This window comes from Rhizobium sp. NPDC090279, from assembly GCF_044769665.1.
Lineage (GTDB): Bacteria > Pseudomonadota > Alphaproteobacteria > Rhizobiales > Rhizobiaceae > Rhizobium.
Genome location: NZ_JBIVYI010000002.1, coordinates 727,240 through 741,916, shown reverse-complemented (window position 1 = coordinate 741,916; position 14,677 = coordinate 727,240). Strand labels below are relative to the sequence as shown.

Annotated in this window: 15 protein-coding genes and 1 pseudogene; 12 read left to right on the top strand and 4 right to left on the bottom strand. The window is 59.1% G+C overall.

Annotation, left to right across the window (positions count from 1 at the left end; genetic code table 11):
- The first annotated feature begins 26 nt into the window (after positions 1-26).
- Positions 27-1,139 carry an alkene reductase gene (locus tag ACIQWP_RS07700; RefSeq protein WP_402784246.1) on the top strand — a complete coding sequence of 371 codons (1,113 nt, stop codon included), beginning with the start codon at positions 27-29 and terminating at the stop codon, positions 1,137-1,139.
- Positions 1,140-1,269: 130 nt separating this feature from the next.
- On the opposite strand, the gene ACIQWP_RS07695 is transcribed toward ACIQWP_RS07700, so the two are convergent.
- Positions 1,270-2,247 (bottom strand): NAD-dependent epimerase/dehydratase family protein, encoded by a 978-nt coding sequence (locus ACIQWP_RS07695; protein ID WP_402784244.1) that lies wholly within the window; start codon positions 2,245-2,247, stop codon positions 1,270-1,272.
- A 92-nt stretch (positions 2,248-2,339) separates the two neighbouring features.
- Between ACIQWP_RS07695 and ACIQWP_RS07690 the strand changes: the two genes are divergently transcribed.
- Both ACIQWP_RS07690 and ACIQWP_RS07685 read left to right on the top strand, forming a co-directional pair.
- Positions 2,340-3,254, top strand: a complete 915-nt coding sequence (locus ACIQWP_RS07690) for a LysR family transcriptional regulator (RefSeq protein ID WP_402784242.1) — start codon at positions 2,340-2,342, stop codon at positions 3,252-3,254.
- Positions 3,251-3,772, top strand: a complete 522-nt coding sequence (locus ACIQWP_RS07685) for a GrpB family protein (protein ID WP_402784240.1) — start codon at positions 3,251-3,253, stop codon at positions 3,770-3,772. The genes ACIQWP_RS07690 and ACIQWP_RS07685 overlap by 4 nt, the downstream gene beginning before the upstream one ends.
- On the opposite strand, the gene ACIQWP_RS07680 is transcribed toward ACIQWP_RS07685, so the two are convergent.
- Positions 3,769-4,050, bottom strand: coding sequence for a DUF2188 domain-containing protein (locus ACIQWP_RS07680; protein ID WP_047632072.1), 282 nt, complete (start codon positions 4,048-4,050; stop codon positions 3,769-3,771). The two genes, ACIQWP_RS07685 and ACIQWP_RS07680, sit on opposite strands and share 4 nt — an antisense overlap.
- 325 nt (positions 4,051-4,375) lie before the next feature.
- On the opposite strand from ACIQWP_RS07680, the gene ACIQWP_RS07675 reads away from it, so the two are divergent.
- Entirely contained in the window at positions 4,376-5,383 is a 1,008-nt protein-coding gene (locus ACIQWP_RS07675) for a calcium:proton antiporter (protein WP_402784389.1), read from the top strand.
- 138 nt (positions 5,384-5,521) lie between these two features.
- Here the strand turns inward: ACIQWP_RS07675 and ACIQWP_RS07670 are convergent, their stop codons facing one another.
- Positions 5,522-6,724: a pyridoxal phosphate-dependent aminotransferase gene (locus ACIQWP_RS07670; RefSeq protein WP_402784237.1), complete on the bottom strand. Its 1,203-nt coding sequence runs from the start codon at positions 6,722-6,724 to the stop codon at positions 5,522-5,524.
- A gap of 520 nt (positions 6,725-7,244) precedes the next feature.
- On the opposite strand from ACIQWP_RS07670, the pseudogene ACIQWP_RS07665 reads away from it, so the two are divergent.
- From ACIQWP_RS07665 to ACIQWP_RS07645, 5 genes and pseudogenes are all read left to right on the top strand, one after another.
- Positions 7,245-8,389: pseudogene (locus ACIQWP_RS07665) on the top strand (PQQ-dependent sugar dehydrogenase).
- Between the two features lie 89 nt (positions 8,390-8,478).
- Entirely contained in the window at positions 8,479-9,369 is an 891-nt protein-coding gene (locus ACIQWP_RS07660; RefSeq protein ID WP_402784235.1) for a DMT family transporter, read from the top strand.
- A 498-nt stretch (positions 9,370-9,867) separates the two neighbouring features.
- Entirely contained in the window at positions 9,868-10,083 is a 216-nt protein-coding gene (locus ACIQWP_RS07655; protein ID WP_004116423.1) for a cold-shock protein, read from the top strand.
- 148 nt (positions 10,084-10,231) lie between these two features.
- Positions 10,232-10,669, top strand: a complete 438-nt coding sequence (locus tag ACIQWP_RS07650) for a BA14K family protein (protein WP_402784232.1) — start codon at positions 10,232-10,234, stop codon at positions 10,667-10,669.
- Between the two features lie 326 nt (positions 10,670-10,995).
- Complete coding sequence (locus ACIQWP_RS07645; protein ID WP_402784230.1) at positions 10,996-11,538, top strand: AAA family ATPase; 543 nt, start codon at positions 10,996-10,998, stop codon at positions 11,536-11,538.
- A gap of 119 nt (positions 11,539-11,657) precedes the next feature.
- Here the strand turns inward: ACIQWP_RS07645 and ACIQWP_RS07640 are convergent, their stop codons facing one another.
- On the bottom strand, positions 11,658-12,302 hold the full coding sequence (locus tag ACIQWP_RS07640) for an MBL fold metallo-hydrolase (protein WP_402784228.1): 645 nt from the start codon (positions 12,300-12,302) through the stop codon (positions 11,658-11,660).
- Positions 12,303-12,550: 248 nt separating this feature from the next.
- Here ACIQWP_RS07640 and ACIQWP_RS07635 point away from each other — a divergent pair, with 248 nt between their 5' ends.
- The 3 genes from ACIQWP_RS07635 (at position 12,551) to ACIQWP_RS07625 (ending at position 14,638) form a co-directional block, all read left to right on the top strand.
- Positions 12,551-13,189 carry a DUF1236 domain-containing protein gene (locus tag ACIQWP_RS07635; RefSeq protein WP_402784226.1) on the top strand — a complete coding sequence of 213 codons (639 nt, stop codon included), beginning with the start codon at positions 12,551-12,553 and terminating at the stop codon, positions 13,187-13,189.
- A 246-nt stretch (positions 13,190-13,435) separates the two neighbouring features.
- Entirely contained in the window at positions 13,436-13,699 is a 264-nt protein-coding gene (locus ACIQWP_RS07630; protein ID WP_120664552.1) for a hypothetical protein, read from the top strand.
- 468 nt (positions 13,700-14,167) lie between these two features.
- The gene (locus ACIQWP_RS07625; RefSeq protein ID WP_402784386.1) at positions 14,168-14,638 is read left to right on the top strand and encodes a MarR family winged helix-turn-helix transcriptional regulator; all 471 of its coding nucleotides are present in this window, start codon (positions 14,168-14,170) and stop codon (positions 14,636-14,638) included.
- Positions 14,639-14,677: the final 39 nt, after the last annotated feature.

Sequence of the window (14,677 nt, the reverse complement as noted above, 5' to 3'; positions counted from 1 at the left end):
CCTCCCCAGTAGAAAGGACATTCCCAATGACTAAACTGTTCGAACCGACGAAGCTAGGCGATATCTCCATCGCCAACCGCATCATCATGGCGCCTCTGACGCGCAATCGCTCGCCCAAGGCCGTGCCGAACGATCTGAACGTCAAATATTACGCCCAGCGCGCAACCGCCGGCCTGATCATCACCGAAGCAACCGCCATCACCCATCAGGGCCAGGGCTATGCCGATGTTCCCGGCCTTTATAGCAAGGAAGCACTCGACGGCTGGAAGAAGGTGACCGACGCGGTACACGCCAATGGCGGCAAGATCGTCGTGCAGATGTGGCATGTGGGGCGTATCTCCCATACGACCCTGCAGCCCAACGGCGCCAAGCCGGTGTCATCGACCTCGAAGCGAGCTGAAAACTCGAAGACCTACCTCGTCAACAGCGACGGCACAGGCGGCTTTGCCGATGTCTCCGAGCCGCGTGCGCTCGAAGTCGCGGAAATCCCGGGCATTATCGAGGACTATCGCAAGGCGGCCCGCGCCGCGATCGATGCCGGTTTCGATGGCGTCGAGATCCATGGTGCCAACGGCTATCTGATCGATCAGTTCCTGCGTGGCGATATCAATGACCGCACCGACCAGTATGGCGGCTCGATCGAGAACCGCACGCGCTTCCTGTTCCAAGTGGTCGACGCCATCACCAAGGAAATCGGCGCGGGACGCACGGCAATCCGCATTTCGCCGGTCACGCCATCCGGCGACGCCAGCGACCAGGCCCCGCAGCAGCTCTTCACCCATGTCGTGGAAGGTCTGGCGAAATACGGCCTTGCCTATATCCATGTCGTCGAAGGCCAGACCGGCGGCAAGCGCGACTTCCTGCCCTTCGACTACGATGCCCTGCATGCGGCCTATAAGGCTGCAGGCGGCAAGGCTGGCTGGATGCTCAACAATGCCTACACCCGCGAAATGGCGATCGAAGCCGTCGATAGCGGCAAGGCCGATGTCGTTGCCTTCGGCAAGCCTTTCATTTCGAACCCGGACCTCGTCCGCCGCTTGAAGGACAATGCACCGCTCGCCCAATGGGATCAGACGACGCTCTACGGCGGCGGCGCCAAGGGCTATGCCGATTATCCGACGCTCGACGAAGCGGCCTGATTTTGGTTTTCAGCCACATTCCGATAACGGCAAGGAGCCCTCGCAACGCATATTGCGGGGGCTCCTTGCCGTTTCAAACAGGCCGAGCCGGGCGGGCTTGCGCTTATCGCATGCCTGCCCGGGGTCGCCCTCATGCTGTCGGCAGGCAACCGATCGACGCCAGACTGTTCCGCACGGCTTCGTCGATCGGCGTATGCGGCTCTTCGCCGAGCACGGCCACCAGCTTGTCGTTTCTCATCTCCAGCGGCACCTTCCAGAGATAGCTCATTTCGCGCAGCTCCCGCATGAACGGAACGAAAGGTGCGGCCAACGGCACTATGATCCAAGGAAACGCCTTGACCTTCACCGCACGCCCCAGCACCCGCCGCACGGCATCGATCATCTGCCTGCCATCGCCATCCCAGTGACCGCGCATGTGATACACGGCGAAAGCGGGGAGTTCGTCGCCCTTTTCGATCAGCCGGATCATCGTTTCCGCAACATCCGGCAGGTAAGCCCATTGATGTCCTAGGCCGGCCTTGCCAGGATAGGTAACGGCGCTGACCGGCTTGCCTGGCGTAACCATGGCCTGAGAGAACCAGCTATTGGCGCGCGAGCCACCAAAGAAATCGCCGGCGCGGACAATGATAACCGGTGTATCGCCCTGCTCTGCCGCCGCTCTAAGACGCCGTTCCATCTGCACGCGGATAGCGCCCTTACGGGTCTTCGGCCGCTGCGCACTATCTTCGCTCACATTCGGAAAGACATCCGGGCCGAAATTATAAACCGTACCCGGCAGCACAATCCGCGCACCGACGCTCTTCGCTGCCGCAATGGTATTGTCCAGCATCGGCAAGACTAACTGCCCCCAGTTGCGATAGCCCGGAGGGTTGACGGCATGCACGATGACTTCGGCTCCGGCCGCAGCCTTCAATACATCCCCGACCAGCATGGCGTCGCCCTGAATCCAGTCGAACTCAGGTTGGCGACGAGCTGCCTGCGCTACATCGCGGGTCAGAGCCCGGATGCGCCAGCCGCGGGCGGCAAGCCCCTGGGCAACGGCGCCGCCGATGCCGCCGGTCGCTCCGAGTATCAAAGCAGTCTTCGCATTTTCTGTCTGGTTGCTCATCGTCATCTCCATCGGTTTCGATGGGCTGACTATCCTTCACACACACGATAAACGAAATTGCGGAAAAATCTGCAGATGATATACATAAATGTATGACATCATCTTCTGAGCCAAGCTGGGATTTCTACCGTACCTTTCTTGCTGTGCTGGAGCATGGGTCGCTGTCGGCCGCCGCCCGCGAACTTGGCCTCACGCAGCCGACGGTCGGCCGTCATATCGACGCTTTGGAGGAATCGGTTGGTGCTGAACTGTTCACGCGTTCGCAACAGGGCCTGTTGCCAACCGACGCCGCCCTTGTTCTGAAACCATATGCCGAGACATTGGCCAGCACGACCGCCGCCCTGTTGCGGGCGGCCTCCGGTTCGAAAGACAAGGTCAGCGGCACCGTGCGTATCAGTGCCAGCGAGGTCATCGGTACGGAAGTGCTACCGCCGATCCTTGCCAAGCTGCAGGCACGATATCCCGAGCTGGTCGTGGAGCTGTCCGCCTCCGACACCGTGGAGGATCTGCTGCAGCGCGAGGCCGATATTGCCGTACGCATGGTCGCGCCCGCGCAGGAGGCGCTGCTCTCACGCCATATCGGCATCATCTCCCTCGGCCTCTTCGCCCATCGCAGCTATATCGAACGTTACGGCGAACCGGAAGCGATCGAGGAATTGCATCGACACAGGTTGATCGGCTTCGATCGCCAAACGGCCTACATACGCCTGATGCTGAAACGCTACCCAATGCTCGACGGTGTCTCCTTCGGCTTTCGCTCCGATCACAGTATCGCGCTGCATAATGCCTTGCGCGCCGGCATCGGCATCAGCTTCATTCAAATCCCCTTGGCAAGGCGCGACCCAAGCCTCATGCGCCTGTTGCCCGAGATCGAGGTGCAGATCGATACCTGGATCGTCATGCATGAAAACCTGAAGACATCGCCGCGCTGCCGCGTGACATTTGACGCGCTCGTCGCCGGATTACTCGACTATATCAAGGAAGGCGGCGCGGAGGGGCGAACATGATCAGAAAAGCAGCGGTGGAGCTGGTGCCATACGACCCAAGCTGGCCGGGCGATTTCAAACGCATCCGCGAGAAGCTGGAACGATTGTTGGCGCCTTATGTCGTGACGATAGAGCATATCGGCAGCACATCCATTCCCGGCATCGCCGCAAAGCCGCTTATCGATATCGACATCATCCTGCGCAGTTCAGCCGATGTCCTGCCAGCGACACAGATTCTCCTGGATCAGAACTACGAACCGCGCGGCAATCGCTATGACGACGATGTCTGGGCATTCATGCGGCGCGACGGCAAACCGCCGGAGCGCGTCTATCTGTGCCCACCGAGCAACCAGACGCACGAACGCAGGGTGATCTTTCGGGATTATCTTCGCAAGCACCCGGCTGAAGCGGCAGCCTACGCGAAACTGAAGCTGAAACTTGCCGAAATTCATCGGCATGACGGCGATCGCTACACCGCCGAGAAGCGTCACTTCGTCAACGCGATCATCGAAAAGGCGAGCAATCCAGGACAGCCCTAGGCACCGGGAGCGGTATCTACCGGCGGGAAACGCATCTGGCCGTCAATGACCTCCGTTTCCGGGCGGTCACCGCCATCGGCATATTCCTCATGCCATTTGCCGCCTTCATCCTGCCAGCTGATTTCGGCCGAGTCGCCTCCGACCTGCTGTTCAGCCGCGACGATCCTGGCTGCCTCCACCGCCTCGGAGTGTGTCGGAAACGCCTCCGAATAAACGTCACGGAAACGATAAGCCCACCCACCGTCATGCGGCACGATTTCGTAAACGACCTTGACCATCCGAACCCTCCTTCTCATCTGCCAAGACCTTCGGACCGGACATTGCCGGCAAGATCGCGTGCATCTGAGACGGTTTCGAGGATGCCGCGGCATTTTGGTTGGGCAGACCTATCCGCGCAGTATTCCATTAAACCGCGTTAACTGCAAATTTCGCCCTCTTCCTCGCAAGCTTGATGTGCGAAATCCTTGCTTTAGAGTGCAACCGTTAATCGGCGCAAAGGTGGGGAAAGTGATCGCAGCGAAGTGGTTTAAGCAGGAAAAGGCCCTGTTGGTGGCATTGGCGATTGCCGTCATCGCCTATGCCAGCGAGCATTCCGTGCTGGAAATGGGTCAGACAGCATCGATAATCGCGGCCGCAGCTTTGATCGCAACGATTGTATTGGTCTCCATGCGTGTTGCCCATCATGCCGAGACGCTTGCCGTCAAAGTCGGCGATCCCTACGGCACGATGATCCTCACCCTCTCCGCGGTCGCAGTCGAAGTCATCATCCTTGCCATCATGATAAGCGGCGAAAGTTCGCCAACGCTGGTGCGCGATACCATCTATGCTGCCGTCATGCTCGACATTAACGGCATCCTCGGCCTCGCCGCTCTTCTCGGCGGCCTGAAGCATGGCGAGCAGCCCTATAATGACGACTCCAGCCGAACCTACGGCGTGATGATCCTCACCGCCATGGGCATTTCGATGATCGTCCCGGAATTCATCCCTGATGCGAAGTGGCACTATTACTCCGCCTTCACCATCGTCGCGATGATCACCCTCTATGCGCTGTTCCTGCGCATGCAGGTCGGTCGCCACAGCTATTTCTTCAGCTACAGCTATCCGCGCACGGAAAAGAAGCTCGCAGCCGCCGAAGCCGAGGAGTCTCATGACGAGGAATCCACGACCACCTCGATCGTGACAATCCTGATCGGCGTCGTCCTGATCGGCGCGCTTGCGGAATTCATGTCGGCCTTCATGGATACCGGCCTCAAGGGCACAGGCGCGCCGCCAGCCATTGCCGCCATCGTCGTCGCCGCCATCTCGGCGGCACCGGAAATTCTGACGGCATTGCGCGCGGCCCTTAGAAACCGCATGCAGGCGACGGTCAACATCGCACTCGGCGCCTCGCTGTCGACGGTCATCCTGACGGTGCCTGTCATGGAGGCGATCGCGCTCTATACCGGCCAGCCCTTCATCATGGCCATGTCGCCGGTACAGACGGTCATGGTGATGATCACGCTGATCGTCGCCGCCATCAACCTCAACGATGGCGAGACCAACGCCATCGAGGGCATGACCCATTTCATCCTCTTCGCCACCTTCATCATGCTGACGGCGCTCGGTCTTTGAGTCCGATTTCAAAGGCTTGAGGCCGCAGGCGGATTCAAATCGCGAGCCACTTGATTCAGTTGATGAGCCGATGGAGAAACTGGACAACAAAAAAGCCCGCCATCTCTGGCGGGCTTCCGTTTGATCCATTCTCGGTGCTTACTTGCAGGCGCCGCAGAAGCGCTGGATGCGGCGGCAAGCTTCTTCGAGCAGCTCTTCCGAGGTCGCATAGGAGATGCGGAAGTTCGGGCCGAGGCCGAAGGCCGAACCGTGAACGACGGCGACGCCTTCCGATTCCAGCAGCTCGGACACGAAATCCTCGTCCGTCTCAATGACCTTGCCGGTCGGAGCCGTCTTGCCGATCAGGCCGGCGCAGGACGGATAGACGTAGAATGCGCCTTCCGGAACCGGGCAGGAAAGGCCCTTCGCCTGGTTCAGCATGGATACGACGAGATCGCGGCGGCCTTCGAAAATCTTCTTGTTGCGCGGAATGAAGTCCTGCGGACCGTTCAGCGCTTCGACGGCAGCCCATTGCGCGATCGAGGTCGCACCCGAGGTCTGTTGACCCTGGATCATGTCCATGGCCTTGATGAGCTGCAGCGGGCCGGCCGCATAACCGATGCGCCAGCCGGTCATCGCGTAGGCCTTCGACACGCCATTCATCGTCAGCGTGCGGTCGTAGAGGCTCGGCTCGACTTCGACCGGCGTGGCGAACTTGAACTCGCCATAGGTCAGGTGCTCATACATGTCGTCGGTCAAGACCCAGACATGCGGATGCTTAACCAGCACGTCCGTCAGCGCCTTCAGTTCGGCGTGCGAATAAGCAGCGCCCGACGGGTTGGACGGCGAGTTGAACATGAACCACTTGGTCTTCGGCGTGATCGCCTTTTCGAGATCGGCGGGCTGCAGCTTGAAGCTGTTGGCCTGCGTCGTCGCGACGAAAACCGGCGTACCGCCGCACAGCGCCACCATTTCCGGATAAGAGACCCAGTAGGGCGTGGGGATGATGACTTCGTCACCCGGGTTCAGCGTCGCCATGAAGGCGTTGAACAAGATCTGCTTGCCGCCCGTGCCGACGATGGTCTGCTCGGGAGCGTAGTCGAGATTGTTCTCGCGCTTGAACTTGGCGGCGATCGCCTTGCGCAGTTCGGGGATGCCGGCAACCGGCGTGTACTTCGTCTCGCCGCGATTGATCGCATCGATGGCGGCCGTCTTGATATTATCGGGCGTATCGAAATCCGGTTCACCGGCGCCGAGGCCGATCACGTCGCGTCCTTTTGCTTTCAGTTCGCGCGCTTTCTGGGAAACGGCGATGGTGGCAGAAGGCTTTACACGGGAAAGAGCGTCGGCAAGAAAGGCCATGATGATCGGTCCTATTCGGTTGAAAATGGCAGAAAGCCTGTGGACCAGATTTCTGCGCTAAGTTCTATGTCGAATGTACGCCGTCGTTTCAAGCACAAAGGCGTCACAGTGGCTTTATTTCATGGCTTTCCGAGCCATGCGCGCGAGCTTTTCTTATCCGGCTAGAAGCCTGCGATACCAGGCCATACGCCTCTTTGGACCCAGGCCGGATCGATCATAGCCAGTCAGTCGCAATCTTTCCGAACTTGAATCATTACGCGAAGCACCTGAATCGGATTCTGAAGAAGGTGGAAATTTCCAATAAAGAACAAATACTTCCTTGGCATCAACACCTCGCGACTGTGCTCGGACACGCCTGAGCATGCAAACCATCCCCGCCCGCAGATGAGATCGCGAGATCTGAAGAGCCTCCGCCCACCGAAAGCGAGTACACAAAGACGTTATCGTTTCCGCGATCAGCCTTGAATGGCAACCGAACGGTCCCACCTTGCAAAGCGGGACTATTGGGGAGGTCGGATGGATGCGCGTGGGCAGAACGGAGTTTTCGATCGCTTTGATGGCCTGCGCCCTGCTCTCGGCGGCATCAGCGCTTGCCGAACCGGCTCAGACCATCAAGACGCAAAGGTGAACGTCAAGGTTGAGACGATAGCGACGGGGCTGGAACACCCCTGGGCGGTCGAAGCATTGCCGGATGGCGCCTATCTCGTGACCGAGCGGCCGGGCCGCATGCGACTTGTCCGCGATGGCAGGATTTCCGCACCTATTTCCGGCGTGCCCGAAGTCTATGCGCGCGGCCAGGGTGGCCTGCTCGATGTCGCGCTCGATCCGAAATTCTCAAGCAACCGCACCCTCTACTTCACGGCCTCGGTAGAGGGCGACGGCGGAAGCGGCACGGCCGCCTTTCGCGCCAGACTGTCGCCGGACGAAAAACAACTGACCGACGTGAAACGCATTTTCCTGATGAACAAGCTGTCGCGCGGCAATATCCAATATGGTTCGCGCATAGCCATCGCTCGCGACGGCAGCCTCTTTGTCAGCCTCGGCGACCGCGGCCAGCAGGATCGCGCCCAGGATTTCCACGATGACGCCGGCTCCATCATTCATATCGGCGCCGATGGCAGTATCCCCGCCGACAATCCGTTCAAGGACGGCAACCGCGCTTTGCCCGAAATCTGGTCGAAGGGCCATCGCAATCCGCAAGGCATCACCTTCGACAGCGAGACGAACAGGCTCTATACGGTCGAACACGGCGCCAGGGGCGGCGATGAAATCAATACGCCCGAAGCCGGCAAGAATTACGGCTGGCCCGTCATCTCCTATGGCGTCAACTACAACGGTACGAAGATCGGCATCGGCACGGCAAAAGCAGGCATGGAGCAGCCCCGCTTCTACTGGGACCCCTCGATCGCGCCAGGCGCCATAGTCGTCTATCGCGGCGAGATGTTCCCGGAATGGAATGGCGAATTCCTGGTGACGGCGCTGAAGTTCGAGCTGCTGTCTCGGCTGAGCCAGGACGGCAAGGGCAAGATCACCGAACAGGAACGCATGTTTGACGATAGGTTCGGCCGCCTGCGTGACATCGCGGTCGCACCCGATGGCGCGCTGCTGATGACGACCGACGAAGACAACGGCGTCCTTCTAAGGGTTTCAAGGGCGTCGAACTAGCGCTCCACTTCCAGCGCCTTTTGCCCTTGCCGCAAGTAAAAGCAACTGCTAACGGTCACCGCTCTTCCTCCCCTTCCCACAGGATGCCGATGTCTCGCATACAGGCGAATTTGTTGTTGTTGCTTGCCGCCGCGATCTGGGGCGGCGGTTTTGTTGCGCAATCGACAGCCATGAAGACGATCGGACCCTTCTGGTTCATCGGCCTGCGATTTGCCGTGGCCACCATGGTCGTCCTGCCGTTCGTCTGGATGGAAAAGAGGAAGGCAGCAAAGCCGCTGACATCCCGCAACTGGCGCTCCTTTCTGCTGATCGGCATCGCTCTCTTCGGCGGAGCGGCAACACAACAGATCGGGCTTCTGACAACGACCGTGACGAACTCCAGTTTCATTACCGGCCTTTACGTGGTGTTCGTGCCTCTGATCGCGGTCATCTTCCTGCGCCGCTCGCCGCACTGGATCATCTGGCCCGCAGCATTGATGGCGCTCTGCGGCATCTACCTGCTCTCGGGCGGTTCCATCTCGCGCCTGACCGTCGGTGACTTCCTGACCGTCATCTGCGCGCTCTTCTGGGCGGCACAAATCACGCTTGCCGGCTCGGCCGTCAACGAAACCGGCCGGCCGCTCGGCATCTCGGCCACGCAATTTGCCGTCACCGCCGTCCTCGCTCTCGGGGTTGCCGCCGCCATCGAGCCCATCAGCATTGCCGACATCCGGGGCGCGCTCGGTGAGATCCTTTATGTCGGCATCTTTTCCTCCGGTCTGGCTTTCGCGCTGCAGATCATCGGCCAGCGTTATACGACCGCGCCCCAGGCAGCGATCTTCCTGTCGTCGGAAGCATTGTTCGGAGCTTCGCTCGGTGCCTTGCTGCTCGGCGAGACCATCGGCCCGCTCGGCTATGCCGGCTGCGCCTTGATGTTTGCAGCCATGCTGGCCGTGGAATTGGTGCCGGAATTGACGCGCCGTCGCAGCGCCACAGCGTAAAAAACGCCGGAAATGCGCGCTTTTGGCCGCCTGAAGGGATGGCCGGCCGAAATTTTTCGAACAATCGAAAACGGCCGTTCACACCAGTCGATTTGGGAAAATTTAGCCAAAACTATATCGCGAGCGATGCAAAACCCTTAGAAACTTGTTTCAAAGTGGGAAAATCTGCGAATCGCAATAACATATTCGCGTTACGGTATTGTGCCTGTTGTGCCACGTTAAAAAACTTTTGCTTGCCAATTTCCCATAAACACAGCACTCTCAACGGTGTTCGGGCATTTTTAGAGCATGGGAAGTCCTAATAGAATTGCGAGCCGGAAACGCTAATATTCCGGTCAGCTTGGTCGAGAAGCGGGGTGGCAAACATCGCATCACGTCCATGCCGAGTTACGGGGACCTTTTCCTTCAAATTCCGAGAACTGCCTGCAAGCGCTCGCAAGGGCAACACAAGTAATGCTGCCCATGTGGATGGTGGGCAGAGAGAAAAGGACCTGAGGCATGGCCGAGACTGGCACTGTAAAGTTTTTCAATACCGATAAGGGCTTCGGTTTCATCAAACCAGACAAGGGTGGCGCGGACATCTTTGTACATATTTCTGCAGTTCAAGCTTCTGGCCTGGCAGGATTGTCGGAAAACCAGAAGGTAAGCTTCGACACGGAACCGGATCGCCGCGGCAAGGGACCAAAGGCCGTCAATCTGCAGATTGCTGGCTAAGACACCTTACGGCTATCAAATTCGAGTTGAGGCCCGGCAGCAATGCCGGGTTTTGTCATTCAGTCTGCATTCACTTTGCGACGTATAATTTGCCTCTCATGAACGAGCGGGAATAGCTGTTGTCCCGCTCCCGTTAGAGGATAGGCCAATGACCATACTCGGCAAAACGCTCGTCATGTCCGCGGTCGCCGCTGCATTGACGGTCACGTCCATGAGCGCCGCTTCCGCTGATGAATACTGGCGCCATCGCAACCGCGATGGTTGGGCGCTCGGCGCTGCCGGGCTCGCAACCGGCCTGATCGTCGGCTCCGCCATTGCCAGCCAGCCACGCTATGTCGAGCCGGCACCGGTCTATGTCGATCCCGATTACGACGCACCTCCCCCGCCCTACTACTATCGCGAGCCGCCGCGCCGCGTCTATGTCGAGCGTGACGTCAGCTACTATGCGCCGCCGCCGGCATACGGCCTGCGTCCCGGATCGTCTGCATGGATGCGTTACTGCTACGACCGCTACAGAAGCTTCGACGGCCGTACCGGTACTTATGTCGGCTATGACGGCATGCGCCATTACTGCACGGCTGACTGATTTCCGGGCCGCTGTTGGTTCATAGCACGGAGAACCGAAGTACTGCTTTCAAGCCCAGTGCCGGATTGAAATGCGGAATACTTGCTGTCGCGAAACGTCCACCTTCAAGAAGGTTTCGCGGCAGCGCGCATGCACAGCCCCATCTCGGCCGCTCGACGCTCGACGCTGCATCCTTGGAGTGGCCACTCGAACAACGGCGCCGATACCTTCGCGTCCGGAGCCGTTATCGAGACGTTCCGTGACAACGTCTTGCGGTTGTCACACCAGCCCCCTATGCCCGCAGTCGTCGCGCCCAGCAGCGCGAACAAGCTTTCCAGAGGTTTGACATGGGCGTTAGGAACTATTTGATCGAAGGCGTTTCCGGGACTGGCAAGACCTCAGTCGCCACCGAATTGCAGCGGCGCGGTTACCACGTCATCCATGGTGACCGCGAGTTGGCGTATAGGGGCGATCCGGAAACAGGCAAACCGCTGGACGGCTCCGCGCATGGCGAGCACCTCCTGAATGCAGCCTTTGTACATAGACACCATCTTTGGAATGTCGACAAAGTCAGATCCCTCGTCGCCGATCGCAGCCACCCGATCTCCTTCTTCTGTGGCGGCTGCAGGAATTTCCATCGCTTTATCGATCTGTTTGACGAGGTCTTTGTTCTGAGCGTCGACCCGGACACGCTAAACCGCCGGCTTGCCGGCAGGCCAGAAGACGAGTTTGGCGGAAGGCCTGCCGAACGAGCCCTCATTATGCGACTGCACGCAACGCAAGAGGATATGCCGAAGGACGCGACAAGCATTGACGCCACTATGCCGCTCGCCAGCGTCGCTGATGACATTCTCTCCAGATGCCGCGAGGGTGGACAAGTGGCCCGCTAGAGCAATTCCAGGAAAAGTGCATAGCGGTTTTCCGCCCAGAATTGCGTAAAAACAAAAGGATAGAGCGTTCTCGCAATTCCAGGAAAAGCGGGATGGCTCCAGCGAGCGCGACGCTTTCCTTATAAGCCGCGCAGGAAAGGATTGGTGCGACGCTCGTCGCCGATCCGGCTGCCTGGCCCATGGCCGCAGATGAAGCCGACCTCATCGCCGAGCGGAAAGACCTTGTCGCGGATCGATTCCAGCAGCTGCTGGTGATTGCCGCCAGGCAGATCGGTTCTTCCGATCGAACCGTTGAACAGCACGTCGCCGAGGTGGGCGAAGCCCTGCTTGCGGTTGACATAGATGACATGGCCGGGCGCATGGCCAGGGCAATGGAAAACCTCGAATTCATGCTCGCCGAAGGAGACCTTGTCGCCCTCCTTCAGGAAGCGGTCCGGCGTGACATTGCGGACGCCGCTGATGTTGAACATCTTGCCCTTGGCTTCGATATCCTCCAGCAGAAAACGATCGTCCTCATGCGGGCCGATCACCTCGATGCCGAGTACCTCGCGCACCTCGTCAGCACCGCCGGCATGGTCGATATGGCCGTGCGTCAGCCAGATAGCCTTCAAGGTGATGCCGTTCTCGCGCACGGTCTGCAGGATGATGTCGACGTCCCCGCCGGGATCGACGACCACGCCTTCCTTCGTCTCCGGATCGAACAGGATGGTGCAGTTCTGTTCGAAAGGGGTCACCGGAATGATACCGGCCTGGAGCATGCCCATGGAGCGCCTCGTCTGTTTGATCGTCGTATCGCCGGTATAGCCGCAAACATCAGGCAAAACAGCCCCTGCCGGTGTCAAAGTAGCGCGAACGCCGCGAATTCCGGCCTGTAAAATCGAAAATGATAAAGTAATTCCGATGGTTATTGGAACGCATCACCGACAGACGCCAAGCACATGCCGCCCCGACCGGAACACTGCAGCACGCGAAGCGTTGAGAATACGTCTTTAAAGGCAGAAGGAGAGAACCAATGTCCTTTAAGAGAAATCTGTTGCTGGCCGGCTTCGTCGTTCTCGGCAGCGCAGGTCTGGCTCAGGCCGAAATGTCCGCCACGACCGCCAGCGACATCGAAGTGCGCTCAGGTCCAGGCGCGGAGTTTCCGACGGTCGGTGTTGCGACGCGCGGCTCGGAAGCGACGCTGGATGGCTGCATCGAAGGCAGCCGCTGGTGCCGGGTCGATGTCAACGGCATGCGAGGCTGGGTCTATGCGCAATATCTCAACGTCGAACAAGACGGTGCCGCTGTCGTCGTCCAGGACCATCGCGATGATCTCGGCATTCCGATGATCACCTACGAGCAGACGGACCCTGTAGAAACCGGTAGCGTCCAGCCCGTTCAGCCTGGTCCAAACGACCAGTTGCTGGGTCCCGTCGATCAAAGCGGCGGCGATGTGGTTGCAATCACACCACCTGACGAAGTCCGAAGCTATATCGACGACAATCCGGTCGATACGGTTCAGTTGAATGGAGATCTGGCTATCGGCGCCACGGTTCCGCGAAGCGTGGAGGTGCATCGCATTCCGGACTATCAATACAGCTACGTCGAGGTGAACCACCAGCCCGTACTGATCGATCCCGGCACGCGCCGGATCGTCTACGTCTACCGCTGATTCGCCCGCAAGCCCGAACAAGATGGCGAAATTGACATGCAGCTGGACAGTCGCATGTTCAAACTGCGGATTTCCCCTGAAATTATTGCAGAATTCTCCCGTTTGAGTTGCCCTTCTATTTCCAGCGATCTGTGCATGATGTACTCCTAATATCACTGAGGATTATCGCCGCTCCCTGGCATCAATCCAGGACGCGGCGAGAGGGGACCCGGAAGCGTCTTCCGGAGCAATGGGAGAAGGGTAGTCATGGAAAGTCTAGGGCCTATCATTACGCAATTGATTGCCGGTGCGATCGGTGGCAACGCCGCGAGCGCCGTTTTGAAGCAGGAGGGGATAAACCTCGTCGCCAGAACAATTGCCGGCGCGATCGGCGGCCTTGGCGGCGGCCTGATCCTGAACCTGATCGGTAGCGAAGCTCTAACCGGTCTCGTGGCGCAGGGCATATCCTCGTTGGTCGCAGGCGGCGTACTCTCCGCGATCGTCGGCGCCGTTCTCGGCCGCAAGTCGTAAACAGATCGGATCGCGCAAGCCGGGCGTCGCAACATGCCCGGCTTGCGCGCATCGATACGCAATTCTGTCTGGCAACAGCCGCCCCTCGCCGGTGCCTCGAAACGAGATGGGAGGGAATGCCGGCTCAATTGACGTTAGCGTCTTTGAGATCGGGCATATGCGGCTTTCAGGCGATGGCGCCTGCCCCCGCCCGCTATTATCCCCTGCCGATCACGCCGCCTCATCACGGGGTTAATTGCTGCTTCCCATGCGCCCCACGCACGAGTGGCAGCGGATGAAAATACAGGATATGTTGGCGTTTTAGCGGGACCGCGCTTAATTTCCCGACAAGGCAACATCGTTTGCGCCGCATGGCATTGTGCGAAGGCGGTCGGCGACGTAAAAATGCGTCAACAGAACTGACATATTTTTGCGTAAGTTTCCCGAATGCTCCATAATAGGAAAGGAAATGCCACGGTGCCACGACAGATGAGCCAGAATGCGACAAAGACGGAGCTGCTGGCCACGCCGCTGCAGAACGCTGGGAGCATCGATTTCGAGATCATCGAGCTGCTTTTCTTCGCTTACCGCGATTTCGTCTCTGATCCGGACCAGATTCTCGTCAAGAGCGGTTTCGGACGGGCCCATCATCGCGTCGTCCATTTCGTTAACCGCGAACCCGGCATGACGGTTGCGGACCTTCTGGAAACACTGCAGATCACCAAACAGAGTTTGGCGCGGGTTCTCAAACAATTGATCGATTCGGGTTATATTCGCCAAGTCGCGGGTCCGGAGGACCGGCGACAGCGCAAGCTGTACCCGACACAAGCGGGCCGCGATCTGGCACTGGCGCTGGCCGAGCCGCAATCGCGCCGCATTGAAAGAGCATTCGAGGGCGCGTCGGAAGCGACGCGCGAAAGCGTGAAGCGTTTCCTCAGGGGAATGCAGACCGAGAAATGACGGCGATCAAGCCCGCGGGGCCGGTGTGGAACGCGTCAA